33 protein-coding genes are annotated in these 22395 nt (G+C 42.8%); 6 read left to right on the top strand and 27 right to left on the bottom strand.

Going from position 1 to position 22395, the window contains the following annotated elements; all coding sequences use genetic code 11:
- Positions 1-29: 29 nt before the first annotated feature.
- The 4 genes from NNX04_RS07415 (at position 30) to NNX04_RS07400 (ending at position 3832) form a co-directional block, all read left to right on the top strand.
- Complete coding sequence (locus tag NNX04_RS07415) at positions 30-854, top strand: type IV toxin-antitoxin system AbiEi family antitoxin domain-containing protein (RefSeq protein WP_261947998.1); 825 nt, start codon at positions 30-32, stop codon at positions 852-854.
- Positions 855-1814 carry a nucleotidyl transferase AbiEii/AbiGii toxin family protein gene (locus NNX04_RS07410; RefSeq protein ID WP_261947997.1) on the top strand — a complete coding sequence of 320 codons (960 nt, stop codon included), beginning with the start codon at positions 855-857 and terminating at the stop codon, positions 1812-1814.
- 36 nt (positions 1815-1850) lie between these two features.
- The gene (locus NNX04_RS07405; RefSeq protein ID WP_261947996.1) at positions 1851-2582 is read left to right on the top strand and encodes a hypothetical protein; all 732 of its coding nucleotides are present in this window, start codon (positions 1851-1853) and stop codon (positions 2580-2582) included.
- 425 nt (positions 2583-3007) lie between these two features.
- The gene (locus tag NNX04_RS07400) at positions 3008-3832 is read left to right on the top strand and encodes a hypothetical protein (protein ID WP_261947995.1); all 825 of its coding nucleotides are present in this window, start codon (positions 3008-3010) and stop codon (positions 3830-3832) included.
- Here the strand turns inward: NNX04_RS07400 and NNX04_RS07395 are convergent.
- The 3 genes from NNX04_RS07395 to NNX04_RS07385 form a co-directional block, all read right to left on the bottom strand.
- On the bottom strand, positions 3818-4225 hold the full coding sequence (locus NNX04_RS07395) for a hypothetical protein (RefSeq protein WP_261947994.1): 408 nt from the start codon (positions 4223-4225) through the stop codon (positions 3818-3820). The two genes, NNX04_RS07400 and NNX04_RS07395, sit on opposite strands and share 15 nt — an antisense overlap.
- A 96-nt stretch (positions 4226-4321) precedes the next feature.
- Positions 4322-4537, bottom strand: coding sequence for a hypothetical protein (locus NNX04_RS07390; RefSeq protein WP_151031911.1), 216 nt, complete (start codon positions 4535-4537; stop codon positions 4322-4324).
- Between the two features lie 99 nt (positions 4538-4636).
- Positions 4637-4846, bottom strand: a complete 210-nt coding sequence (locus NNX04_RS07385) for a hypothetical protein (RefSeq protein ID WP_261947993.1) — start codon at positions 4844-4846, stop codon at positions 4637-4639.
- A gap of 422 nt (positions 4847-5268) precedes the next feature.
- On the opposite strand from NNX04_RS07385, the gene NNX04_RS07380 reads away from it, so the two are divergent.
- Both NNX04_RS07380 and NNX04_RS07375 read left to right on the top strand, forming a co-directional pair.
- On the top strand, positions 5269-6006 hold the full coding sequence (locus NNX04_RS07380) for a hypothetical protein (RefSeq protein ID WP_261947992.1): 738 nt from the start codon (positions 5269-5271) through the stop codon (positions 6004-6006).
- A gap of 277 nt (positions 6007-6283) precedes the next feature.
- On the top strand, positions 6284-7009 hold the full coding sequence (locus NNX04_RS07375; protein ID WP_261947991.1) for a hypothetical protein: 726 nt from the start codon (positions 6284-6286) through the stop codon (positions 7007-7009).
- A 103-nt stretch (positions 7010-7112) separates the two neighbouring features.
- On the opposite strand, the gene NNX04_RS07370 is transcribed toward NNX04_RS07375, so the two are convergent.
- From NNX04_RS07370 to csrA, 24 genes are all read right to left on the bottom strand, one after another.
- On the bottom strand, positions 7113-7940 hold the full coding sequence (locus NNX04_RS07370; RefSeq protein ID WP_261947990.1) for a DUF932 domain-containing protein: 828 nt from the start codon (positions 7938-7940) through the stop codon (positions 7113-7115).
- 243 nt (positions 7941-8183) lie between these two features.
- Entirely contained in the window at positions 8184-9326 is a 1143-nt protein-coding gene (locus NNX04_RS07365; RefSeq protein ID WP_261947989.1) for a PcfJ domain-containing protein, read from the bottom strand.
- Positions 9323-9685 carry a DUF6915 family protein gene (locus NNX04_RS07360; protein WP_261947988.1) on the bottom strand — a complete coding sequence of 121 codons (363 nt, stop codon included), beginning with the start codon at positions 9683-9685 and terminating at the stop codon, positions 9323-9325. The genes NNX04_RS07365 and NNX04_RS07360 overlap by 4 nt, the downstream gene beginning before the upstream one ends.
- A gap of 240 nt (positions 9686-9925) precedes the next feature.
- A complete protein-coding gene (locus NNX04_RS07355; RefSeq protein ID WP_261947987.1) occupies positions 9926-10249 on the bottom strand; it encodes a hypothetical protein in 324 nt (107 codons plus the stop codon).
- Positions 10250-10326: 77 nt separating this feature from the next.
- Complete coding sequence (locus NNX04_RS07350) at positions 10327-10665, bottom strand: hypothetical protein (protein WP_261947986.1); 339 nt, start codon at positions 10663-10665, stop codon at positions 10327-10329.
- 19 nt (positions 10666-10684) lie between these two features.
- Positions 10685-10939, bottom strand: coding sequence for a hypothetical protein (locus NNX04_RS07345; protein ID WP_261947985.1), 255 nt, complete (start codon positions 10937-10939; stop codon positions 10685-10687).
- A 76-nt stretch (positions 10940-11015) separates the two neighbouring features.
- Positions 11016-11438: an antirestriction protein gene (locus NNX04_RS07340; protein WP_261947984.1), complete on the bottom strand. Its 423-nt coding sequence runs from the start codon at positions 11436-11438 to the stop codon at positions 11016-11018.
- Positions 11439-12350: 912 nt separating this feature from the next.
- A complete protein-coding gene (locus NNX04_RS07335; RefSeq protein ID WP_261947983.1) occupies positions 12351-13166 on the bottom strand; it encodes a DUF3577 domain-containing protein in 816 nt (271 codons plus the stop codon).
- Between the two features lie 422 nt (positions 13167-13588).
- The gene (locus tag NNX04_RS07330; protein WP_261947982.1) at positions 13589-13810 is read right to left on the bottom strand and encodes a hypothetical protein; all 222 of its coding nucleotides are present in this window, start codon (positions 13808-13810) and stop codon (positions 13589-13591) included.
- Positions 13811-13917: 107 nt separating this feature from the next.
- Positions 13918-14127 carry a hypothetical protein gene (locus NNX04_RS07325; protein ID WP_261947981.1) on the bottom strand — a complete coding sequence of 70 codons (210 nt, stop codon included), beginning with the start codon at positions 14125-14127 and terminating at the stop codon, positions 13918-13920.
- A 10-nt stretch (positions 14128-14137) separates the two neighbouring features.
- Positions 14138-14359, bottom strand: coding sequence for a hypothetical protein (locus NNX04_RS07320; RefSeq protein WP_261947980.1), 222 nt, complete (start codon positions 14357-14359; stop codon positions 14138-14140).
- 27 nt (positions 14360-14386) lie between these two features.
- On the bottom strand, positions 14387-14740 hold the full coding sequence (locus NNX04_RS22890) for a hypothetical protein (RefSeq protein WP_370458209.1): 354 nt from the start codon (positions 14738-14740) through the stop codon (positions 14387-14389).
- Between the two features lie 223 nt (positions 14741-14963).
- Positions 14964-16415: a PcfJ domain-containing protein gene (locus tag NNX04_RS07310; protein WP_261947979.1), complete on the bottom strand. Its 1452-nt coding sequence runs from the start codon at positions 16413-16415 to the stop codon at positions 14964-14966.
- 20 nt (positions 16416-16435) lie between these two features.
- On the bottom strand, positions 16436-17065 hold the full coding sequence (locus NNX04_RS07305; RefSeq protein WP_261947978.1) for a hypothetical protein: 630 nt from the start codon (positions 17063-17065) through the stop codon (positions 16436-16438).
- A 22-nt stretch (positions 17066-17087) separates the two neighbouring features.
- Entirely contained in the window at positions 17088-17513 is a 426-nt protein-coding gene (locus tag NNX04_RS07300) for a hypothetical protein (RefSeq protein WP_261947977.1), read from the bottom strand.
- An 8-nt stretch (positions 17514-17521) separates the two neighbouring features.
- A complete protein-coding gene (locus NNX04_RS07295; protein WP_261947976.1) occupies positions 17522-17782 on the bottom strand; it encodes a hypothetical protein in 261 nt (86 codons plus the stop codon).
- A gap of 26 nt (positions 17783-17808) precedes the next feature.
- Complete coding sequence (locus NNX04_RS07290; RefSeq protein WP_261947975.1) at positions 17809-18483, bottom strand: DUF2786 domain-containing protein; 675 nt, start codon at positions 18481-18483, stop codon at positions 17809-17811.
- Between the two features lie 65 nt (positions 18484-18548).
- The gene (locus tag NNX04_RS07285; RefSeq protein WP_261947974.1) at positions 18549-18854 is read right to left on the bottom strand and encodes a hypothetical protein; all 306 of its coding nucleotides are present in this window, start codon (positions 18852-18854) and stop codon (positions 18549-18551) included.
- A 250-nt stretch (positions 18855-19104) separates the two neighbouring features.
- Positions 19105-19713, bottom strand: a complete 609-nt coding sequence (locus tag NNX04_RS07280) for a hypothetical protein (RefSeq protein ID WP_261947973.1) — start codon at positions 19711-19713, stop codon at positions 19105-19107.
- Positions 19710-20489 carry a hypothetical protein gene (locus NNX04_RS07275; RefSeq protein WP_261947972.1) on the bottom strand — a complete coding sequence of 260 codons (780 nt, stop codon included), beginning with the start codon at positions 20487-20489 and terminating at the stop codon, positions 19710-19712. Before NNX04_RS07275 ends, NNX04_RS07280 begins: the two co-directional genes overlap by 4 nt.
- Positions 20486-20902: a hypothetical protein gene (locus tag NNX04_RS07270; protein ID WP_261947971.1), complete on the bottom strand. Its 417-nt coding sequence runs from the start codon at positions 20900-20902 to the stop codon at positions 20486-20488. The genes NNX04_RS07275 and NNX04_RS07270 overlap by 4 nt, the downstream gene beginning before the upstream one ends.
- Complete coding sequence (locus NNX04_RS07265) at positions 20899-21315, bottom strand: hypothetical protein (protein ID WP_261947970.1); 417 nt, start codon at positions 21313-21315, stop codon at positions 20899-20901. The genes NNX04_RS07270 and NNX04_RS07265 overlap by 4 nt, the downstream gene beginning before the upstream one ends.
- A gap of 93 nt (positions 21316-21408) precedes the next feature.
- Positions 21409-22158, bottom strand: coding sequence for a complement resistance protein TraT (locus NNX04_RS07260; protein ID WP_261947969.1), 750 nt, complete (start codon positions 22156-22158; stop codon positions 21409-21411).
- Positions 22159-22204: 46 nt separating this feature from the next.
- On the bottom strand, positions 22205-22393 hold the full coding sequence (gene csrA / locus NNX04_RS07255; RefSeq protein ID WP_151031885.1) for a carbon storage regulator CsrA: 189 nt from the start codon (positions 22391-22393) through the stop codon (positions 22205-22207).
- Positions 22394-22395 lie beyond the last annotated feature (2 nt).

The raw sequence follows: 22395 nt of genomic DNA, 5'->3' as shown, positions 1-22395 counted from the left end.
AATAGAGGGTGTCCCAAAAGGTGCACATTATGGTACTTAACAAAATGAACGCTTGTCATGTTTTTAGCGATAAAAACTTGTCAGTTGGGGCTGATTGTCTTACTGTATATCCAAATGAGGGTAGAGCTATGAGCATTAACCAGGCTATTCAAGAACGCATTAAAGACATTCCTGCAGGACAGGTGTTCGGGTATCAAGAGCTTCCGGAATATGGGCAATCCCCGGATGCCGTCGTTAAGGCGGTCAACCGTTTAGTTGCTGATAAAAAAATTCAGCGATTATCTAAGGGGAAGTTTTACATCCCTAAAGTTGGAGTTTTAGGTTTGAGAAAACCTTCTGATAGTGAATTAATCCGCTCCGTGATTTATAAGGATGGCCATGTTCGTGGATACATTACGGGTCTAGCGTTATTCAATAGATTAGGCTTAACAACACAAGTGCCTAGAACCATCACGATCGCAATAAATGGTGGTCGGCAATTGAAGGACTTTGGTTCTATCCGCATAAAAACAGTTATTACTCGTATACCAATCAACGAGGAAAACATAGAGTTCATTCAATATCTGGATGTGCTTAAAGATGTTAAGAAAATTCCAGATGCAGATGTAAATGATGCACTTAAAATTATAAAAAATAAATTAGAAGCATTGCATGCGGAAGAGGTTCAGAGATTAGTAAAATTGGCGGTAGAATTTTATAGTCCGCAAGTGCGGGCGCTTCTCGGATTGCTGTATACGGCGATTAAAGGAAGCAACAATTCAGAGTTAAAGAACACTCTAAATCCAACAACAAAATATAAATTAGACCTAAATTCAAAATTGTGGCCCTCAGCAAGGGATTGGAATATTAATTAAATGAATTTGCATAATAATCAAGCGCTCTTTTCTGATTTGATAGCAGGAGCTGCACAGGAAGTGAAACTACCAGAGGTGTACGTAGAAAAAGATTATTGGGTGACACAAGTTCTCAAAAATCTAGCCTATTCGAACTATGTGGAGTCCGTAGTATTTAAAGGGGGAACATCCCTGTCAAAAGCTTATGGATTAATTCACCGTTTTTCTGAAGATGTTGATTTGGCTGTGTTGAGAGAAGGGCTTTCGAATAATCAGTGTCGTCGTTTGATAGAAAAAGTACAAAGAACTGTAACAAAAGATTTACCGGAAATAGAGTGTGACCCTCGAGCGTCAAAAAATTCATCGTTTAGGAAGACCGTACATCAATACCCTAGGTGTATCGATGGAGATAATTTTGGGCAGGCTTCGCCTGAGTTGATTGTCGAAGTAAATTCCTTTACGAAGCCCGAGCCTTACGCAAAGAAAACTATTCAGTCATTTATTGGAATTGCCTTAGATAAGGCTGATCGTCAAGACCTTATAGATGAATTCGGCTTGGAACCGTTTGACATCAATGTTCTTTCGGTTGAGAGAACACTTGTGGAAAAATTATTGGGTGTTGTAAAAGATAGTTACCATGAAGATCCGGTAAGCCGATTAACAATTCGAATTCGTCACCTTTATGATATTTGTTTGATACTGAGGGTTGGTGATCATGATCAGTTCCTTCAATCAGTGGCGTTTCAGGAGACTTGTACAAAGTGCATTGAGGATGAGATGACAGGTCAATATGAGAATGCTGTATATTTACGTGAACCGTTGATAAAAGCCCCGATTTTTATGGGCTTTCCCGAATGGAAGGGTTCATTAGAGGGTACATATAATGGTGCCTTTTCTGAGTTAGTCTATGGGCAACTTCCTACGATAGATGAAATCGGACAGACACTCGATAGAATAAGGGTTCAAGTAGCACGATTTTAATGTGAATCAGAAAAAGGATTCGAGTGTGGTGATGTGATGAAACGATCCGACAGAAGACGATTTGAAAGTGAATTCAAAACTATACTGAAGAAATTCGGCGACAATTGTTCTATTTGCAAAATGCCCTTGCAGCACAATGTTAAAACTTTCGGTGGTGTGACGATAGAAAATAAAACTGCACTGACGGCAGACTGTTGCAAGGAAAAGCTTGTCAGTATTCTGCGAGAAGGCGTTTACCTGACAAAAAATTTCGATAGCATTCCAAATTTCCCCCCGCAATCTCACAAAGTTTTAGATGTGGAAAATCCCTCAGAAATAGTAAATTCCATACAAGCATATTTCGATAAGCTGGAAGGTGTTGCTGAAAACCTAATGGCTAGGGCAGGAGTAACCTCGTCCAGACATGAAGTTTGCGTATCGGATAACGCTTGGAAATCTGATGACGCTGAATGGTTCAAGAATAATCCATCAAGGTCTCATAGATTGCGAAGAGTATTTGTTGATGAATTGAGCGCACTTCCGAAAGATATTACTCAAAGAGAAATGTCGAATGAATATCGATTAGATATTCTCGTAAGACAGATTAGCCCTGGGCAAAGAGCGCGGCTCCCTATATGGCTGTATTCTGCAATTGATGTGCCCGATGATGAGGCGGTGATACATGCTATATTTGATTTGGCCTCAAAAAAAGGACGGGTATCAGAAATCACACTTGATGAAATTCAAAAGATGGCAAAGGAGTATGGTGTCTCACAAAGGTTGAATTGAAGTAATTCTGATAGCTGATTGGAAGAGGGAAATGTTGGGTATTAGATGTATCGGGCTATCGGGTAAAAATCAAAAAAATCTTGGAGTAAACTAACGTAAATGCGAACTACAGTTAAAAGCTGGTTTTCAGAAAAAGGTTATGGTTTTTTTGAACAATGGCAGCCCAAATGCCCCGGATATTATGGTTCACTCTACCGAGTTACGGAATTGCGAGTATCTAAAGCCTGGGCGTATTGTGGAGTTTGAATGCTATTTTAATGAGAAAGGCTTGATTGCCAAAAATGTAAAACTTGTGCATGAGAGCACTTCTCAACATAACACCACGCAAAGCAGAGCTTACGTTGGTGTTGTTCCTTTTCACCAGCGGTCGCATAATCGATATTAATATTTACAAGTAAATTTTATTAGTATTGGATGAATTGATAATGTTGCACACATCGCCAGAATTGGTGAGCAAAAAAAATTCTATTTATATACTTGAAATTCGTGACAAGAAAGCAGGAATGGATAGTAACCCCTTGGCTTGCTTGTTATTGGATCGATATGAACAGTACCGATATGATGAAGGACGTATTACAGGTGCTCATATTGAAATTAAATATCAGCGGATAAGAAAAAATTCAGATAACTTCAATGGCTCCAGCCCTGATACAGGTAACTTTTGTGCAGGGTACAGTAAAGGCTTTGAAAGGGAATATGTTTCACTAACGTCTAAATCAATTAGTGAGGGAGCGGTGTTCTTGGATTTGCCAGGTTTAGAGGGGCAGAGAATTGGAACATACCTGATGAGCGCATTGGTGGAATGGGCAATGCGGTGGCCAAGTGCTGAGCTTGCACGGTTTACCCTGTCTAGTCTTCAAGCTGATGAGTTCAACAAGGATAGACGAAACAGGTTTTATGATAATTACAATATCAAATTTGACTTTCACACTCCTGAAAACCTTTCAGGAAAGTCCAAAAAAATGTTGGTCCGCGAACTAACCCCAGTGGATACATGGAAAGAAAATATTAGAGAGATTTCTATCTCTAATTATATTGGTCAACTCCTAGATAAAGAAAATTCTGATGGTTGGGAGCTGATACGCAAAGACAATGTTATTAAATCGTTGCGCCAATCTATAAATGATGCAGAGTCTTCACCTGTAAAATGGGTGATGCAACAGCTATGGAGTCGATACGGTGCCTGGTTATTAGAAGGTCTTATTGTCGTTTTGGCAATTCTTGGTATTGTGTTTTTAATCGACTTTTGAATCCCATCTTCTCAAAAACTTAAACGAATACAAAAGAAAGCTGGTGTATATAGAAAGAACGACTGCGGCCGGGAAAAAGCTTCGCCAGCTGTAGAAAAATGATTCATTACGTTTCTTTGCCAGCTCCTCATTAAATGGAATGCTCATAAACCTAATTTTCTCTCTGGAAAACTGACGGATTCCATCTGTTGTATGAAGAGTGAAATCACCATCCCAGCTTCTGGAAAGTGTGCCGATTAATATAGTTGTGTTACTAAGATGTACCTCAACATTTCTATGAGGATGAACGCGCAACTCCCAAATGCCACCATAATTCATTGCAGGTCCGGTTAGTGTCCAAGCTAACAATAAGCTACTTAATAAGAGGGTTAAACCTTTAAATCCGTCACTCATGGTTATTCCTTTGTAAATTTTTATGATGAAATATGAAAAAGCCCCCTACACAGAATGAGGGGGCTTTTCTTTTTACTGACATCGTAGCCTCGGCAATCAAAAAAGTGAATGAATTGAATTCATTGCAAATCCGTGATCGTTATCTTTCAGCCAATCAACCAGTTTGTTGTATTGCGCAAGCATCATGGATTTTGAAAATGTTTTGTCTGAGAGCTTATCGCTCACCTTCACATCACATAATCCAGTGTCACTGTTCAAGGTAAGATTTACTTCATGACGAGCATTAGCTGAGAAGCACATTTGATTGGCCATAATTGTCTCCAGGGGTAGTTAGGGGTTCTCCCGAAGCATCCTGTTGCCAGGCATCTTGGGGAGAACCCCTAACCGGCTAAAGCCAATTAGGGATCGTACTTATCGCTTGAAGCGCTCTTTTGCCATATTCATGGCATAGATGTGCTCATGCTCCTTAAAAAACTCCACAATCTCATTGTAAGTCAGCAAAGGAAATTCACCCTCAAAATCATTATCAGGAACTCGAGAGTCCGTAACATGCATTTTGATGGTTTCGCCAAACGTTGCTTTGATAGTGCGGAATTTACTTACGTTGAACGTGTGTTCCATGATGGACTCCTAAGGTAAAAAAACAGTAGGAGTCAGGCCGACCCTAGAGGGGAGGATTGAACTCCCCGGGTGGGTGGCGGTGATGCAGGTAGAGGGCAAGCTTTCGCTTAGCTGCATGAGGCCCTGTGTGCAGCAAATTAAGGGTCAGCGAAGAATGTCGCTGGGCATTAGCATCTTTACTATAGCCTCTGTTGTGCCCAGGTGCAATCACTGCTCATTTCTACGTCATATATAGGCGTCTTACGCCTGCAGCCACAAGGAAAAGTGGCTTTTTTGGCTATTTTAAATGGCAATTATTGCCAAAATATACCCACAATGCCTATCTGCATGGTCAATGACTCATGCGGTTTATGGCGTCAAAAACATTGAGCCTAGCTTAGGGCTTCTATCAATAGTCTGGTATCGAATAAAAGGGTTGATTTGTGAAAGCATATTTAAAAAAAGTAATCTTATTTTGCGGAATTACAGGACTAGTGGCGGTGCTGATTTGCACTGGTTATCAAGAGTACAAAAAAGAAAAGCTTATTGTAAAAACATTGCATGAAGATATTCACTTACCAAAAGCAGCCATTGCGAAAGCCTGTAATCGTGATGAGACATATTGTCTGGATAACGTCGTGCTTGTAGTGGGGGAAATTTCAGATAGCACAGTATCAGATGTAAATAAATTGCTGGAAACATGGCGCGACAAAGGAATAACTACTGTCTGTTTTGATACTCAGGGAGGAAATATTCATGATGCAAGCTCACTCGGACAGTGGATTTTGAAAAATGGACTTTCTACTTGCATGGCAGAAACATATTTTATTAAAGACAAAAATGATAAGCCTCGGCAGCTAATCAACACAAAATGTGATTCTGCGTGTAATTACTTACTTTTAGCCAGTAATAAGAGAATTGCAATAGGTCAAAGCTATAAAATTGCAACTCATAGTGCCGGAGTAAATGTATCCCTGTGTATTTGTAATGTGCCTTTGAGTTCAGGTTTTATGAATTCTTTTATTTTTAAATCTTTATTGGATCGGGAGGACAATCCCGATAAGGATGCTCATTTGGAGTTTTTGGCATTAAGTAAACGCGTGAGCTTTGCTGACAGCTATAAACTAACGCTATCTGATATTCAAAGGTTTAGGATATTTACAGAAACTATGGGCGATTAACATTGTGCTCTTTAAGAAAGCAGCAATTGCCTTTTATAGTAACTAGGCTTGAAGCGCTCTGAAATAGTGGCTAATATGTAACCCGTTAAGGCATCAACGTCCATACGTTGACTCTTAAAGAGATCCCCACGAACGCTGCAACGGGATCAAGTTATACAGCTGCGTTTTAACCTCTATCCGAAGCGTTAAGCTTCATGACCGCCCGGTGGGAAAACTACTCCCATCGGGGTGTGTTTTCCTCCGGGCTTTTTTATTTTCTAAATCCGGAGAAAACATCATGGCTATTCAATCTAACCAATCCAATCAATCTGTTTTTAACCTGCGCTACAGTGCCTTTTTGGGCATGATGTATCTTTCCAATGATGAGTCTGAGGCCTTAATTAGTGAGGCTAAATCGCTCGTTGGTGTGGAAGAGGCAAAGAAAGGTTTTAAAGGTAGCAAAGGTGATTCAGCGTCTGCAAAGGCCCTGGACTTCCTGCGTCAGAAAGGCGTTACACCGGTCAGTGTGTCAGGCATCCTCAACAGTGCTCGTATTATTGAGCGTGATGTGGAAGGTAGACCAACGCCATACCTTCATATCGGCTTGAGAGAGGGAGATGAGCGCTATTACGTGTCCGTCAATCTCGCACAAGAAGCTGCTCAAATGTTGGTGCGTAAACTGATCAACGCTGAGTTTGGTGTTCACACCGACCTGCGTATGTTTGCTACCTATGGCCAACGCGAAGGTGCTAATCGCGCTTACGCCGACCATGGTGCCAGCTTGCGTCAAGGTGGTAGTGAGATCAAGTCTGTTAGTCCTAAAGAGCATCTTGCTCCCAGGATTGATGCCGACAAAGAAAAGCTACAGGCCGCAGGCATTACCGATAAGGAAACGCTTGCAGCACGTCGCGCTAAAATTGAATTGGAGTTTCATGTTGAGTTGATGAGCGCTGTGGCTGCTAAAGTCGATGCGTATTTTGCTCAAACCGAATTACCCCAGACCGATAATAGCGCTGCAGCCTAAGTACCTGTTAGACCCTTAAAACCCCTGAGCTATTGCTCCGGGGTTTTATTTTTGTGCCTGAAAAAAAGCCCTCATGATTGAGGGCGTTTAATAAAAATAATAATTACGATTTGAGTTTGCGTAGACCATCGGCCAATAACCACAATGCTCGATTTAATTTAATATTTTGATCGATACCTGCTACTGCTCGAGTTCGTTGGCGGTTGCCAGTAGCGGTTCGTCCAGGCAGGCCTCCTTTGATAAGATTTTCTTGTGTGCGATTAAACACGCTCCATAAATCTGAATTCCGATCGTCTCTGCGACGCGGCATTAAAATTTGACTTTCTGTAATCGGCGCAGGCCTTTCCGGATCATCGTATTTTAATGTGAGTGCAGCAGAGGCAAACACTTCGGCTTCACCTGAATCCAGGCTAATTGCTTGCATGGCTTCCTGTGATTCTGCGACGCGTTCAAAACCACCCAGGACTTCATAGGCACCTTCAATTACATGCCCAGTGACGTCACCTTTGTGTGGTATGCGAACGTCCATCAGAGTATCGCCATAGACCAAACCATTCTGACATACAAAGCGAAACATACCCGCTAACATTTGATAGCTGCTGGTACCGTCATGAGAATTTAGCAATATTATTTCGTTTGCCTCTGCCCCGTTAATTTGACTGGCGTGGCGCAAACGAATCATATGCTTGGTGAATTCGCGACGATCATCATTTCTGACTCTTGTCTGACACACCATAAAGGGTTGAAATCCTTCAGTTCGTAACTCATTCAACACAGCACAGGTTGGAATGTAACTGTATCGTTCCGAGCGACTTGTATGTGGCATTTCTGCAAAGATTGATGGTGCTACCCTACGAATTTGATCATCTGACAGTGGATAATCAGATCGTAAAGCGGGTGCGCCTGATTTGAATCGAGATGAAAGTTGCATGATATTTTCCTCTTGGAGTTAGATGATAAAACCCCAACAGAAATACCTTTCCCATCGGGTAGGTAATCCCGATGGGGGTAGGTTCAGGTATAAAAACCGCGCTATCTTGCAGAACCCATGGATAGCTTTTTAAGGACAGCATTTTGCTGGCTTAAATTTTATTCGTGAATATTTTCAGTAACGCGATTAAAAATATTCACGAATAAAACCCAACCGGAAAACCGGCTGGGAGTGTAACGTGAGTTATGTCGATTCAGTTAATGCAGGTGCAACAAGTTGCTCCATAAATTCTTCAACGTTCCATTCGTTAGCATATTCCGTTACTGATTCAACATAGTTTTGATTAACTTCAAACTCGATGTTACCAGTTTGGAAATTAATTGAAAAATGTCCTTGTCCACCGTCATTGTTATACCAGTCAACACCTGTCATTTCGAGATAGCCATATACGATATCTTCAATGGCTTTATCTAGTGGCAAGTCGCGACCGCATTCACGATGAATCCATTGCCCGTCCTGATAGTCCCGGGTTTGATCTAGAATGTGAACCACAGGCATTGTCGCAGGCGGCTGCATCTCGACGTAATCAATATGGCCATCATCACCGGATCCGGAAAAGCCCACATAGATTTCTTGAATGTCCAGTTTTATCAGCACTGGCAAAAGCGCCGTGAGATTAATCTGGTGCAACGCCCGGCTTCCATCAGGTGAGCTGGTTTCAAGTCGAGGGAAATCCAAACCCAGGTAGTTATACACCTGTCTGCGAACGTCATTCGATGCAACAGCGTTTAACCGTGTTTTTATTTGGCCAATGCGAACCGGAGTTTCGCTATGGTTTGTTCGGATTAATTCGACAGTCCATCGGTTGTGATCCAGAAATAGACAGAGAATTGCAGTTTGCTGTGACGCTAACCGCTCGTGATAACTGGCTACACAATGTTGCTGGCGTAAGCCTTCCATTCCCAAGCGACGTGATGATTTGATCAGATATCCGGGATAGCTTGATGCAATGTGTTTTTCAAAAAATGTTACATCATAAGTTACATTTTTTGCTGCCAACATTTTCAGCGTTGCCAAACGTGAGAGCTTGTTGTGCTCATTGCGCCAACGTTGCTCCGACCACTCAAGGCGAATTTTACGTTGGTGTTGTTTGGCCATGGCCACAACATCTCCGACCGGTACGCCTTTACTGCGCAAGAACAAATAGCTGCCGGTAAACCATAAGCTTTTGCTGATATCACCGGCGAGCTGAGCTGCATCAAGTACCGTATGCAAAGTAGGAGCATCAACATGCCCCAGGGAGAATTGCCCCAGGAGTTTTTTCCCTACTTTTGCGGGTAACTCGGATAAACGTTCTACGATTGGATCCACAGTGGCAGCGCTCATGATTGCACCTCCGTTTTAGAGAGGCTGCCCAAAAAGGTGCCGCGAGACATCCACACCTCCGGAACGATTTTAGACAGCCAATCTGCCAGATTGGGAACCCGGCCACCGCAGTCCTCCATTACGTGCTGTTCGCCAATATAGCGAACAGGAACGGGGTTGCCTTCCGAATTGATGATAGTGGTACCGAACAACCGCTCCGCTTCAAAAATCCCCTCGGCGTGATGCCGAAGTGCGCGGTGCCGATAATCACAAAATGATTCCTTGGTTTCATCAAACCATCGATGAATGGCCAGGTAGTCATCAGGGATACCGCCAAACTTACGAGCTGACGATTCAGCATGAAAATAAGGGTGCGTCATAAGATGCTCCTTGATAGTGACGGGGCATCCTCCTGACGGGGAATTCCCGTCAGGGTTTAAGGATAGGCTTTCGCCCATGTTTGAGGTTAGGATCCGGCCTGAGCCGCGTTGCCTTTCAGATCCCGTGGGCAACTTTTTAAGGGTGGTAAATATCGCCACGCTTAAATCTTTATTTCGCAATCCTCTTCACAAAAAGGATTCTGAAATAAGGCCCATTCAAGAGAATGGGCAATCAGTTATTCAGTCTTCACAACTGCAACAATTTGAAACAGGCCATTGATACTGCGACGACAGTTCCTCCGCATATTCCATGGCCATAGCATGTTTTGAAAAATCGCCTACAGACTCAATCCCGCCCTCGGTACAGTGCAAATAAACACTGTAAAGTTCGGGATTTTCATCATCAATCACATAGTAGGTACCTTCAGGGTCATCCTCTTCATTGAGATTAACCACACCATGAACTTCAATGGCGTCGTACCAGGTGGGAACACCTTTAATGATGCTTTCTGCATAATGATCATTCACTAATACAAGCATTGGATCTTCTGAAGCAACACACATATATTCTCCTGAAATAATTATTCCAGTGGGAAAGCACCCATTGGGAAGTGCTTCCCAATGGATAGTTAATTACGGTGTTACCCAATGAAGGTTCGGGTATAAGTTCCGTCCACCATTGCATGGCGAACATTTTTATTGCCCATTTTGACTTCTCCATCTTTCTCAATTTCTTGAAGCATTTCCGCGGGGACAGAAATATTCAGCTCAGTCAATTTTTCGAGATAAGGTGTTAATGAGTCAGGATGTGGGTTCCGTTCCCATAAGTTGGAATAAATTAAACCTTCACCCTCGTCGTCATCTTCTGGCTCTTCCTGATAATCAATTACCATGAAAAAACCATTCAATGGGCGATCAAATCCCATCAGTACTTCAATGGGTTTTCCGGTGTAGGTTGTTTTGAAATAGTGACGAGACATAAAATTTCCTCGGTATGGCTTAGCGAAAGCCGTGATTGATTGTTTGAATGCCTTGATCAGCAAGATGTTTTGTCAGTGCGTCCGCGAATAATTTGGCGTGATTCAATTCCTGAAAATCGGCACACCACATCAGCTCATCTGACTTACCGGTATACACGCCAAATAGATGCGCCTTTTCCACTGCAGAAACAGGTAAGGTCTCGTAGATATCACCTGTATCAGCATTGATAAAACAAGCCCGGACTTCTATTTCCAATATTTCTTCGTTCATCATGTTCTCCAGAGTTGATGAATATTTGGAAATTAACCTGTTACTAAAAATGGTTAATTTCCAGGAGTTTGATAAATTTTTAATCAATCGCTGCGAGGATGAGATTTGCCTCCGGGTGTAGACAGGCAAACTCGCGCAGTGCGTGAAATCCCTCGATCAAATAATCAAGTTCATGTTGATTCGCTAATTGGCAATAGACGAATAGATTTACCACCAGGCTTGCGGCATCTGAAGACATTGATCCCTCAAAACCGTTGCTATCGACCTCCAGGTCGAACGATTTATCGGAGCTCAATGACATATAAAATCCGCCATTGCTAAGCTCGATGTATTCCCAATAGCCTCCGTTATAGGATTTGACAAACTTATCCATGTAATTGAATACGCTCATTTCAAATACCAGGAAGAGCCCGGGGAATCGTGTGGGTAATGTTCGTAAGCGCAAGTGCCCAGGAACAGTAGTTGCGGTGATGGAAGGTGTAATTGCAGTAGCAGTACTCATGATGATTCTCCTAAGTGAATAAATGGGGAAAAATCATCAGCCCCTGGGGAATGATGAAATTCCCGATGGGTGAGAAAAGTAAAGTACCGCGAGTGAACCATTCCCGAAGGAATAGTTTTCCCACGGGAGTAGATAAAAGGTTTTAACCTTTGGCGTCACTTTGCAGTGAGATCATCGCTGATACCAAGGTATCTCCACGCCAATGGATGATCGTTATTAAGGGCAGCTTTCGCTGATCTTAAATTTCAAAAATAATGAATTTGTTTTCGATACGGTATCAAAAATAAATTAATTACTTCTGCATAACAGTGACACATCCATGTGTCTTGGGGTGTTTGTCTTGATGGGTGTGGATCGCAACAAACTACATTCGCGCACAGTCAATTCTGCACAACGATTCACGTCTATTTCTCGCGGACGGGCGCGAATTTGAAGGGATAATGAGCAGTGCTCTGAGAGTGCACCACAGTTGTATACGATGGTGCTTTGTCAGAGTACTGCATATCCGGAACGAAAACGGCCTGGGTACACAGTACCAAGGCCGTTTCTTTGATGGAGCGTGTCGCATCTCATTGCGACGTGATGGCCGAGGTGGCTTGAGTCACCAATTTCTGACGTTGGAGGACACCTAACGGTGTTACAACATTGGTTTCTCGCTCAGCGGGAGGATACAAGGAGGTAGATCGAATACCTACGGACATTTAACCCTGTGTGGTCCGTCAAACCCGTGAGGGCTAAGGGTCGCAGAGACAGCTGCGTCTGGAGAACTGGTGGAGCAATCATACCATAGCACTCGGAATCTTGATCAAGTGCTGTGGTATGACACCTTCAGGAATGGTTAACCCATTCCTAAAAGTATCAAGAATAACCAGCCGATGGCTGATAAAGCGCCGCTCTGCTTGGCTGGTTTCGTTACTGCTGAAACCCGCTTTGCTGACAATTGCCGGTGTTCTGGTAATTGCCCGTTAACGGCTTTGGGACAGATGGCAAGTTCCATACTGCGTTGGCTTTAGAGAAGACATAACCGGCATTTTTCAATGCATGGTATTTCTCATTGAATGCTGGGTCTGATTTTTCCAGTTTGATATTCGCCAAACACCAGGCGATTTTATCATTGTTCCAACGATAACCTTGCTGTTTCAAACGATCCTTTGCTGCACTGAAATTAGGATCATTTTTTTGCAACGTTACCAACAATGGTAATCCGAACAGGTTTTGGCTGTTGGATGATTGAAGTGATGGTGGATTGCTTTGTGCAGCAGCTGGCTGTTGCGCAGGTACACCAAAATCAGTCGTGGTGACTTGTTTCAAGTCAATTGCCATATCACCCACTTTTAACGCTATGAGTGAGATTAAATTGGCTTGCCAATTAACACCTAACTGACCCGCGAGATTGCTGTTATTGCCATAAATAAATGGCTCAACAGTTACATCCGATATACGTGCAGTCACCCATACCTTGGACTGGTCAGTATTGAGCTGATTAGCGTAAGGTTTGAGAATATCGACAAGTTTTAAATTGACGATGTTGACACTGATAAATGTTTTACGTGGTTTTTGTGGATTACCTTCATACATACAGAAGGTGCTCACCCAAAACGGTTTGAAATCCTGTCCAGGCTTAGGGGTAATCTCCTTCAAGCCATTCAGATAACCGCATGCTTCAGTATGAGCGTTAAACCAGCGAACATTATTCACAACTGCAGAATTTACATTAGAGATTGACATGGTATTTCTCCTGGGGCTGAAAAAAGAAAACCCGCTAAGGAGAGACCACGCCCGATGGGAGTGATTATCCCAGCGGGGTGAGGTTGGCAGATGCCGTGTCTGAAAGGTTAGGTAAGCTTGAAAAGCTTGATCACTAAAATACCTGTGGTGATCGGCTAAGGGCTCGATGAAAGTCATCGAAACTTGGCATTAGTATTATTAGCACAAACCGCTTAGGCGTACAACTTAACCCGGTTATTTTGGGCGAGATTTTGGGGGGGTTGCCTCACTCAGGGGGGAGCTAAAGGTCATTTTGCCTGAAAGCGTTGGTGGGCGGCGGCGAAGATCCTTTTCCAAGTCCAACAGGTTCACCAGGTTACCGATAGTGGCGTCCAGAATATAGGGAACGAGGTAAGCTCTATTCTGCTGCAGGGCGACGGATATCAATTCCAGAGTGGAAAGTCGGATGCCAATAAACCGTGAGGCAAAAATGTCCCCTCAATGTTTTTGGTATAAAAGTCCAGATCCGACGTTCGATATTGATTGCCGTTTCCGCGCCAACAAAATTCATCTGAAATATCCATAAGTGAAACTTCAAAAGGTTCTTGTTGATCTTGCGATGCAAAATACTTACTGAATTTATTGATATTGGCATATGACTTCATAAGGGATTTCTCCATATTTTTTAAGATAATAATGCCAATAAAAAAACAATTCCCACCGGGAAATTGTTTTCCCAGTGGCAAATTGAAGAACAACTAAAACCTACTCATTAAGTGGGTTGTGTTTCAGTTGGAAAAGGCCAAGGAGTTACTACAATCTCTCTCCCTGGAAACTCTGCTAGATATGCTTCGGGTGAGGCATACAACACTTCTGCCATAACACCTTCTCGTTTTGCCCAAAAGTAAAGCGAGAGTGAGCCATCAAACGATTTATCGATTCGCGTAATACAACCGGCATAATGATCTGGGAAGCGCGTCATCGGAATATCCTCATGGATGAATACAATCTTTCAGTTTCGAAATAACTGCGTTCAGCAGAGGTAATTCCTCTAGATTCAACACATTCACACCACGATCATATGCTTTAAGTACAGCAGCACATTCATCGCGGGTAAGATCTACTGAGCAAGGTAAATCCCGGGTCAATTCTCGATAATAATCAAGATCCTGGGGCGCGAATAAACCTAAACCGGAAGTAGACAGTTCAGCCATTTGTATTCTCCTTAGCAGGATGGATGATTAGATCTCATAATTGAATTGAGTCCATTGACCTGATTCAAGTGCGTGGCTTGCGTCATTCTCGCGAGTCCAATATTCATTGGATTCACGAGACAGAGGGCCTTGTTGTTCATCGCACGTACCGATGTAAAAACCGCGAGCGGATTTCAAGACTTTTAATGGAATACCATTAACTGATTTCTTGATAACACCGTAGTCAATCGACAGCATCCAGTCGCTCTGTGTCATTAGCTGATCAATCTCTGCTAATCGAGCATCCGTGAGGTCAGTTTCTTCACCTTTGGCAATAGCGAGTTCAAGCGAATAGGCTTCGCGTTCTAATGCCAAAAAGGCTTGTTTTGATAAAAAACACATAGCTAGTCTCCTGGTTAGATAGTAAAACAGGAGATGCATTACCTTGCGGGAATGTTCTCCCGAAGGTGGGTATGAAAAGGCATGAGCCGTGAAGGAATATTAGGCACCGTCTTTCGACGCAACCACTTGATGTGCCTGTGGTGGTTCTGGAAAGGATCTAGCCGTAGGCTAAATGCTTTGTGAGTATAAAATAACCCAGGTATCCGCGCAAATAGCAATCCGCTTACCTGGATAGCTGGGTATGGCTGTCATCGGACAAAAACTGAAAATTGTGTATCACCACCATTGAGTCGTCGTTGTCTGTCGCATCTATCAGCAACTGTCTTTGGGCATTGAATACATATTTTGCTGCCGCATTTAACTGTTCATTTTCCACGGGGTCATCATAATTCGTTTTATGTTGTTGTATGACCAGCTTTAGACTGTCATGGCCACGCCTAACACCTAATTCAAGTGTGCTTCGTTGGCCGTCTTGTGTTCGAAGAGAAAAAATAATCGAACGTCCAAAATAGACTTGTTCGTGGTATGACGCTACACAATGAGTTAATTCCCTTCCTTCGATTATCAGGGCTGCACGACTGGAAAGCAGCGTTGCCGTAACACCTCGATACTGCAGCTCTTTTATCCAGGGAATTTCAAAGGAATATTCCTGATAATAATGTTCATGAATCGTTGTGTTTAATAACTTTGTTAGCGCTTTATGTTCACGCTCAATACGATTGAATGACCAGTGATCGTTGAATGGCTCGTTCAGTCTATTTGCCATGCGACGGCAGTCCTTAATGGTCTGCATAGCGTCTCGAAAAAAATGAGGATCGGTTACTTTTTTGCATTGCTTTGCAGCAACCGCAATAGTAAATGAATATTGAAAAATCTGGGCTTCAGTTAGCCCGGTGTCGATAATTTCAAAATCACCATTATCCAGATAGTCATAATCGTAGTCATTGCCGTCTATTGTGCGAAGAAAAGATGTAGATTGCAGGATGCCCGATGGAATTGCATTGAGTCGTTCCAGGATTGGTTTTGTGACAGAGATTGGGATCGTTTGTAATGCAGGTGATTTTAACTCATTAAATGAGATATTTGTCCTCATAAGCCGATGAAGCGTTGTGGTGAATGACGCAAGCTTAAAGATTAGTTTGTTTCGGGTTACTGAGTTTTTACAAAGTGATTTCCAAAGAGATGCGCCAAGACCAGCTTTAATGGTGTTGATATTAACCCCGAAAAATAAAATAGCAGGAATAAGATGTAACTCTTCGTTCTTGACGGCTTCCATAATCAAATCGCGGAAACGGTGAAACCGATACACAAGTTCATTATCCAAGTGCTTTCCTTTGCGGCAGAACCGATGAATTAATTTGCTATCCTCACCCACCCATAGCGCATAACTGAGCTTTTGATAACGGCGATTAAATTTCCCACCGAGATGGGTGCGATAGAATAATGCATATTGTTCAAACGTACTCTTTTGCGGAAAGCTGACATTGTTATGCCTCAATATGGTGTCTTTGCGCGTCTGTTGATTATCGGAGTAAATATACAGGTCAGGGTAGCAATTATAGAACTTTCCGACCTGAAGACACTTGGGTGATTTATGAATCACTAATTCCAACTGTGTTATTGGCGAAACCAAATCTGTATCTGTGCTTATATGAGATGTGTCTTGCGCAAGCATGTATTTACCTTCGGCTATTGCTATGCCATTTCGGAAATATTTGGAACGAGAGATAACTGTGATTCAACCCGTCGTGCAATTTGCTGGGCAAATGCATCCTCTGAGTGATTGTCCGCCCAATAGATAAGTTGCTGCGCGAAGGTGTTTATAATTTGCTCGGATTCACAGCATTCGACGAATCGCTTCATCAATGAAAACAGATGGCTTCTGGACTTCCTCAGCGCTGTCCGTTTGGCGGCCGTCTGAAAATCTTCGTTGATCCAATTAGGCCCCATAGACGCTTTGTCTTTGGAGGTAACAATGGAATAGTAAGGTTGCTCATCGCTACCGCGCATATGCTCATCGGCAAGAAAAAATAATATCGAAGCAAGTTGTACGGTCGATCCCGTATCGAGACTCCATAACATTCTGCGGCGGTTGCCTTGTTTCCCGGATTCCGTTTTATAAAGATCCCGGAAATCAAAAACCAGGTGATCATGGCCATTGTGAGTGATATCCACACATTCCCCCTCCATGGAGTCGGGACGACGTCGTTCACCGCGAAATTTTATTCCGTCTTTGCTATTAATCCTCTTGAATGGAAAATAGGTTGGAACGAGATTGAGAGAGGTTTCGAGATTTTTAACTTGGGAGTTGTCACGCTTATTCATGTGGTGGTCTCAATTAGCAGGCTTACTCATCCAGTCCAAATAATACCTGGCGGGCTTCACGAATCGCAGTTTCAGCTTCGTGCACCAAGGCATCTTCATCGACTATCTCATGATAAGACTTGAAATAATGTATGAAACGACTGGCGTCTTCCACACAAAGGGCTCTGGAAAATCGATAGGCATTGTTTAATGCGTGATGCAGCCACACTTCATAAATACAAGATTGTTGAACAAGGCTTTCACATAAGTCACGCAACGTGCCCAGACTTACGAATTTCAATTTTCCCACTGATAATCGTAAATAAGGTATTGACGAATTCTTAATAAATACCAAATCGTTATCAGAAGGAGGGTATTGTAAAATCGAAAACTCCATTGAATTTCGGATCCACACCTGAAGTTCATCAAGGTATTTTATGTCCTCATCTGTTAATAAGCTTCGTGCCATTGAAATACCTACTGAATAGTATTGCTTAATCGCTTAAACAGCGCAGGCTGTATGAGATCCATATACAGTTCATTATCGATACTCAACAAATTAAGAGTTTGATACAGTTTAATTTTTGATGACAGTTGTTGAGTAAACCGAGTCAGCTGATCGAGGTTGCCAATATAGCTTTTGATATCCTGCTGCAATTGAGCTTCCGCATGAGCCGCGACAAGCTCTTTTACGATTTCATCAATGTATTCAATAAATACTGTTTGGTTTTCACTCATGGGAAAATTCCTCATTGGCTATTAAATCAATGCAAATGATTTAATCCTGTGCGTCTGTCTCGATTAACAGCTTTATGGAGCTTGGTATTTTGTCCTGCTTCGTATCCAGCATAGGCTGCGTGGAAATCACGTTTGATCACTTTTCGTGTCTCAAGTTCTCTGGTGGGAATAGCAGGAAGGTTTTTATCAAAATACGCCTTGATGACTTTCTCGGCCGTTTCATCTGCCTCAGCAAATCGCATGACAGTACTCCAAACGCCATTCACCCAATTCTCGGAAAAAATTTCACCGCGTCGGCGTTTGGTAGTTAATTTGCAACGGTAAAGAGTTGCTACATATTTTTTTCTTGCAGCAGTTAATTGATTTTGAAGTGCGACAAATGCGTATTCACAAAATTGCGGACTATTGTCCAATCCAATGAATACCACTTTAGAGCCTTGTATGGATGATTCTGTAATGACACGACAATTGAATGCCTTAGCGCAGGTCTGTGCTAATGTGAGCATCCACACGGGTGGGCGCTTGCCCGCTGGGTGCTTTACTGTATTGGCTTCTGAAGCATCGATGTCCTGCATGTCCAGACGGTGTTCTTGCATCAGCTTTTGAGCTTGCCTCCAGGCAATCTCCGCCTCATGAGGATTGGATGAACCTGCCATTGCCAGACACTTTTTGATTCTTTCCAGAATACGCTCATCGCTCATATTTATTTCTCACACTGAATACACTATAGCTACGTTAATTAAACTATCGAATTACAAGGAATTACTTAATTCAAGCGCCAAACTTCATCAATCATGTTCTGCCGAAGCCGCTGCATTAATCGTGTGTGTGCGTGCTTCTCGGCACGTTTCATTTTCCTCAGGTAAACAGATTCATTTCTGCAATGCTTGTGTTGCACGAAAAATCGTCTGCACGCACCGCGAGGCGGCTTATCCTTTAAACCAAGCCGCTTAAACCACTCGCCATAGGCAACTTGGCCATTTACATGAAATAAAAACACTTCACGTAATTTGGGGTCGCCTTTCGGGTCAAAAGGAAAGCTTTTGGTGTTGGTTTCAATCAATCTGACCATGAATAACTCCACCGTTTTTAAGTGAAATTTTATAAATACCGAGCGCAGGCTAAATGCCATTGCGCAACTTCCCAGCAACTACTTCCTGGTGCGGAATAGTTATTAAAAAAACCACCATTTGAAAGTAGATATTTAGCCTTGCGCCTGTGAGCTCTGCGTCTTTTGCGTCGATCAGCTGGCCAACCATGTTCAACCGCATGAGCGGTTCGCATGGGTTTAATTCTGTCTATGGAATGATGTGAAGGTGTCATTATTCCTTACCTGATTGTTTATTCTGGCGATCAATCAAATACGGTTCCTTCTTCGCATCTGGATGATTATTTTGAATGTCCGATAAATAATAATCGCCCCGTGCTTCTGCCAGATTTTCATCAGTTAATGCTTTTCCGAGTTCGGGAAAGTAATGCGCTATTGCATTTGTTTCATCCACCAGCCGTGAAAGATAGTGATCAATATTGTGCAAATGATAGGGAGTAGAAAATTCACAGGTCTGACTTGAAACCAATGTTGTGAGTAAGTGCCTGTATTCCTGCTGAACTTTCCAGTTGGGGTAATTGCCCAGATAGGTGTATATGCGCAGATAAAATTGTCTTAAGGCTTCCAGCTCATTGGTCTGTTGTTTTGATTGATCATCGATGTCGCCAAGCCGCTGTTCTGCAGAGCGGAATTTCTGAGTGTCCAATAATCTTCCAGTTATTATTCCTAGCAATGCAAATCCCGTTGCAAGAAGTGATGTGGCAGGGGCAGTGTCACGCATTCCTTGATTAAGAGGCGAAAAATGCATGACGATTGCAGCTATTAAAAGCAGTACTGAAAATAGGTTTAACGTTGGATGCAGTATTTTAATTGTGTTCTTCATGGGGCCGATGCCTCTGGATCGCTAGCCTTTCTTTTCATCAATAGATTTATTGGGCAATTTGGGGATGGGGTGATGAATTCGCCATTGCGTAACCGAATTCGACGATCCACTATTTCATCCACAGAGTAGATTCTGGGTTGTTCCGGGTAAGCAGATCCAGGTGGTCTGGTATCTCGTGATACGTCTGCAGCGGTAAACTCGCCCCAGATTTCAACATCATCAATACATCCATAATGTTTAAACACACTCCGTAAGCTGGTCGCGACCGACCATTGCTCGCCCTGCAAAAATAAAGCTTTATAAATTGGAAGCGCTTCTTGGATATTCCCATGCCTGATCATTGCATTGGCCTTGAGAAATAAAACTTCAGGCACTTTTCCCGTGTAAAGAGCCATTGCAGAAGATTGATTTATATCCAAGCCATGCTTCAAATCGGATGCTGTAGACAACCCGTGAGAAAACAAAAGATCAATATGGCTGGTTGTAGCAAGTGCTTTAATGAATGCTCGCTCGTTCTCACTGCTGCAAACCCATGTATTAGCCAAGGCATAGCATTCGGCTAGCTTATCCAGTGCAAATTTGGCGTTGTCCATTGTTTGATTGGCAATGTATTGTCGAATGGCCGTGTTGCTGGTTTCTACACTCTCATCCCTCACGCGATCATCATGAATAAATCCGTAATAGACAAAGGCACCAAAAAATGAAACGACGACTACAGCGATGACACCATTAAAGAGGAAATCTATTGTCCGGTTTTTTATAGGTTGACTGATCATAGTTGGTCTTCCTTCTTGCGGCGGAAAACACGATAGAGCGACCAAATAGCGTAAGTGCCAATGAAAAGTGAAAAGAACCAAATTACAAGGCGCTCAATAAATGTTTGGTTTTTGGGTGGCTCTGATATTTCAGGTTCTTTTGCTACCAGTGTGTTATCACCTGTAGTTTTCCTGGATAAATCAATAACCAAAATTTGGTCTACTTCAGCTTCAAACGCTGATAATTCTTGGCGACTTGGGTTCGGTATTTCTTTCAAGAAAATAACTAGTTTGGATTTCACTTCTTCCGATGAAGACTGATTGACTCGTGAAACCAGACTTTCCAATTCGCTACTGGATGCGGGGCTGTTCTGCCAAAACGTTACTGCCACAATCAGAATACACACCAATATCATCACAAAAGAACTGTTCATTGTTGTTCTCCTGCGGTGTCACGGTTATCCTGTTGAGTGCTATTTTTTTTGATATCGGTAGTTGCTGGGGTGATAACTTTATATTTATAGTCGCTTTTAAAAAGATGTTCTTCTTCGGTGGCGTACCACCAATCAGGATTTTCTTTTGGCTGAAAATTAATTTCTTCGCCATTGGCGTAGGCAGTAATAATTGGCAAATTATCTTTCCAAAACTTCCGCGAATATCCTTCATCTTCATTGTCATCACTTGCAATATATCCGGCCACACCTAACACAAATGCAACAGCCAATACTGACCGATACCAAACGGGCCATTCGAGAATGTTCCAGGATAAAAATATAAGATAAGACGCGAAATATACGGAAAGGCCAAGCAACAAAAATTTAATGAGATAGACAAATCGTAGCTTCACAAAAAATCTCCTGATAGTAATGACTCATGTCGATATTGCGGAATTTAAAAAAGCCGCCCCGAAGGACGGCAACGACAGACCGCGCTAGCGCGATTAGAAAAATCCACTCATTGCTGCAGCTGTTTTTGAGTAAATAGGCTCAGCTGCTTCTTCCAGTTTTAAGTTCGCTTTATTGGCCGTGGTGACAATACGTGTGCGGTACTCTTTCATATTGCTGATTTCATCAACGGTTTGTTTTGTGTAGCCGTGATCAGATACTTTGGTGTCAATATCCGTTGCGCGTTTTACGACGGCACCATTCTTGGTGCGCTCCTTGATTTGCACATCGCACACCAACATGTAAGTGACATCTTTTACTAACGCACCACTGACCAAATCGACACCGGCACCAACGACACCACCGGCAACGGCACCTTTCCAATCACCACGCGCTGCGCCTCCAATGGCTGCACCGGCTAAAATGCCGCCTTCATAACCCTGGTTTAGCGCCTGTTCGGATGCACTGGGTGAAGCCTTCTCCAGGTTCAGCACAAACGCAGACAGAATAAATTGCGCTTGCTCCGGATCATCAATAAGACGGTAGTTATTATCATTAATGGCAAAGCTGTCTTTCAGCAGTTTTTTAAATATTGCGCGATCAAATTCCTGCACACTGCTTTTTACGTCCACGTATACCGTGCGTTTTGCCGGTGCAACGGGATCAATAAAAATAGCGGTACTGGTTTTGGTTTGGACATCCAGGTCTTTTTTGGATAGCGCAGTATTGGTAGCGGCGCACCCTGATAAAATAAAGACTCCGGCAGTGATAACAGTTAAGGTCATGCGTTTAACGAACGAGGTCATAGTCAACTCCTGTTGCTAGGTTTGTGGTAGAAAAATTAATGCTTAGTTATCGTGGTTTGTATTGCGTTACACGCTCTCGTTGCTTGCGCTGGTAGATTTCTTCGCGATCAACAGCGACGTCTTCTGGAGCGTTAATTCCCAGGCGCACCTGGTTACCTTTGTTGCCAAGTACAGTGACGGTGACTTCATCACCAATCATGAGCGTTTCACCAATCCGGCGAGTCAGAATCAACATGG

It is taken from the genome of Cellvibrio sp. QJXJ, from assembly GCF_024452345.1.
GTDB lineage: Bacteria > Pseudomonadota > Gammaproteobacteria > Pseudomonadales > Cellvibrionaceae > Cellvibrio.
This window is presented reverse-complemented; position numbering and strand designations above follow the sequence as displayed.

Bases quoted from the DNA above. Each gene is read 5' to 3' on its own strand.
- NNX04_RS07355 (WP_261947987.1), bottom strand. From the start codon at position 10,249: ATGTGTGTTGCTTCAGAAGATCCAATGCTTGTATTAGTGAATGATCAT.
- NNX04_RS07320 (WP_261947980.1), bottom strand. From the start codon at position 14,359: ATGGCTGAACTGTCTACTTCCGGTTTAGGTTTATTCGCGCCCCAGGAT.
- NNX04_RS07370 (WP_261947990.1), bottom strand. From the start codon at position 7,940: ATGCAACTTTCATCTCGATTCAAATCAGGCGCACCCGCTTTACGATCT.
- NNX04_RS07395 (WP_261947994.1), bottom strand. From the start codon at position 4,225: ATGAGTGACGGATTTAAAGGTTTAACCCTCTTATTAAGTAGCTTATTG.
- NNX04_RS22890 (WP_370458209.1), bottom strand. From the start codon at position 14,740: ATGTGTTTTTTATCAAAACAAGCCTTTTTGGCATTAGAACGCGAAGCC.
- NNX04_RS07280 (WP_261947973.1), bottom strand. From the start codon at position 19,713: ATGAAGAACACAATTAAAATACTGCATCCAACGTTAAACCTATTTTCA.
- NNX04_RS07290 (WP_261947975.1), bottom strand. From the start codon at position 18,483: ATGAGCGATGAGCGTATTCTGGAAAGAATCAAAAAGTGTCTGGCAATG.
- NNX04_RS07360 (WP_261947988.1), bottom strand. From the start codon at position 9,685: ATGACGCACCCTTATTTTCATGCTGAATCGTCAGCTCGTAAGTTTGGC.
- NNX04_RS07335 (WP_261947983.1), bottom strand. From the start codon at position 13,166: ATGTCAATCTCTAATGTAAATTCTGCAGTTGTGAATAATGTTCGCTGG.
- NNX04_RS07350 (WP_261947986.1), bottom strand. From the start codon at position 10,665: ATGTCTCGTCACTATTTCAAAACAACCTACACCGGAAAACCCATTGAA.
- NNX04_RS07390 (WP_151031911.1), bottom strand. From the start codon at position 4,537: ATGGCCAATCAAATGTGCTTCTCAGCTAATGCTCGTCATGAAGTAAAT.
- NNX04_RS07410 (WP_261947997.1), top strand. From the start codon at position 855: ATGAATTTGCATAATAATCAAGCGCTCTTTTCTGATTTGATAGCAGGA.
- NNX04_RS07270 (WP_261947971.1), bottom strand. From the start codon at position 20,902: ATGAACAGTTCTTTTGTGATGATATTGGTGTGTATTCTGATTGTGGCA.
- NNX04_RS07260 (WP_261947969.1), bottom strand. From the start codon at position 22,158: ATGACCTCGTTCGTTAAACGCATGACCTTAACTGTTATCACTGCCGGA.
- NNX04_RS07340 (WP_261947984.1), bottom strand. From the start codon at position 11,438: ATGAGTACTGCTACTGCAATTACACCTTCCATCACCGCAACTACTGTT.
- NNX04_RS07285 (WP_261947974.1), bottom strand. From the start codon at position 18,854: ATGGTCAGATTGATTGAAACCAACACCAAAAGCTTTCCTTTTGACCCG.
- csrA (WP_151031885.1), bottom strand. From the start codon at position 22,393: ATGTTGATTCTGACTCGCCGGATTGGTGAAACGCTCATGATTGGTGAT.
- NNX04_RS07300 (WP_261947977.1), bottom strand. From the start codon at position 17,513: ATGGCACGAAGCTTATTAACAGATGAGGACATAAAATACCTTGATGAA.
- NNX04_RS07275 (WP_261947972.1), bottom strand. From the start codon at position 20,489: ATGATCAGTCAACCTATAAAAAACCGGACAATAGATTTCCTCTTTAAT.
- NNX04_RS07400 (WP_261947995.1), top strand. From the start codon at position 3,008: ATGTTGCACACATCGCCAGAATTGGTGAGCAAAAAAAATTCTATTTAT.
- NNX04_RS07295 (WP_261947976.1), bottom strand. From the start codon at position 17,782: ATGAGTGAAAACCAAACAGTATTTATTGAATACATTGATGAAATCGTA.
- NNX04_RS07330 (WP_261947982.1), bottom strand. From the start codon at position 13,810: ATGAAGTCATATGCCAATATCAATAAATTCAGTAAGTATTTTGCATCG.
- NNX04_RS07305 (WP_261947978.1), bottom strand. From the start codon at position 17,065: ATGAATAAGCGTGACAACTCCCAAGTTAAAAATCTCGAAACCTCTCTC.
- NNX04_RS07385 (WP_261947993.1), bottom strand. From the start codon at position 4,846: ATGGAACACACGTTCAACGTAAGTAAATTCCGCACTATCAAAGCAACG.
- NNX04_RS07345 (WP_261947985.1), bottom strand. From the start codon at position 10,939: ATGATGAACGAAGAAATATTGGAAATAGAAGTCCGGGCTTGTTTTATC.
- NNX04_RS07310 (WP_261947979.1), bottom strand. From the start codon at position 16,415: ATGCTTGCGCAAGACACATCTCATATAAGCACAGATACAGATTTGGTT.
- NNX04_RS07405 (WP_261947996.1), top strand. From the start codon at position 1,851: ATGAAACGATCCGACAGAAGACGATTTGAAAGTGAATTCAAAACTATA.
- NNX04_RS07365 (WP_261947989.1), bottom strand. From the start codon at position 9,326: ATGAGCGCTGCCACTGTGGATCCAATCGTAGAACGTTTATCCGAGTTA.
- NNX04_RS07325 (WP_261947981.1), bottom strand. From the start codon at position 14,127: ATGACGCGCTTCCCAGATCATTATGCCGGTTGTATTACGCGAATCGAT.
- NNX04_RS07415 (WP_261947998.1), top strand. From the start codon at position 30: ATGGTACTTAACAAAATGAACGCTTGTCATGTTTTTAGCGATAAAAAC.
- NNX04_RS07375 (WP_261947991.1), top strand. From the start codon at position 6,284: ATGGCTATTCAATCTAACCAATCCAATCAATCTGTTTTTAACCTGCGC.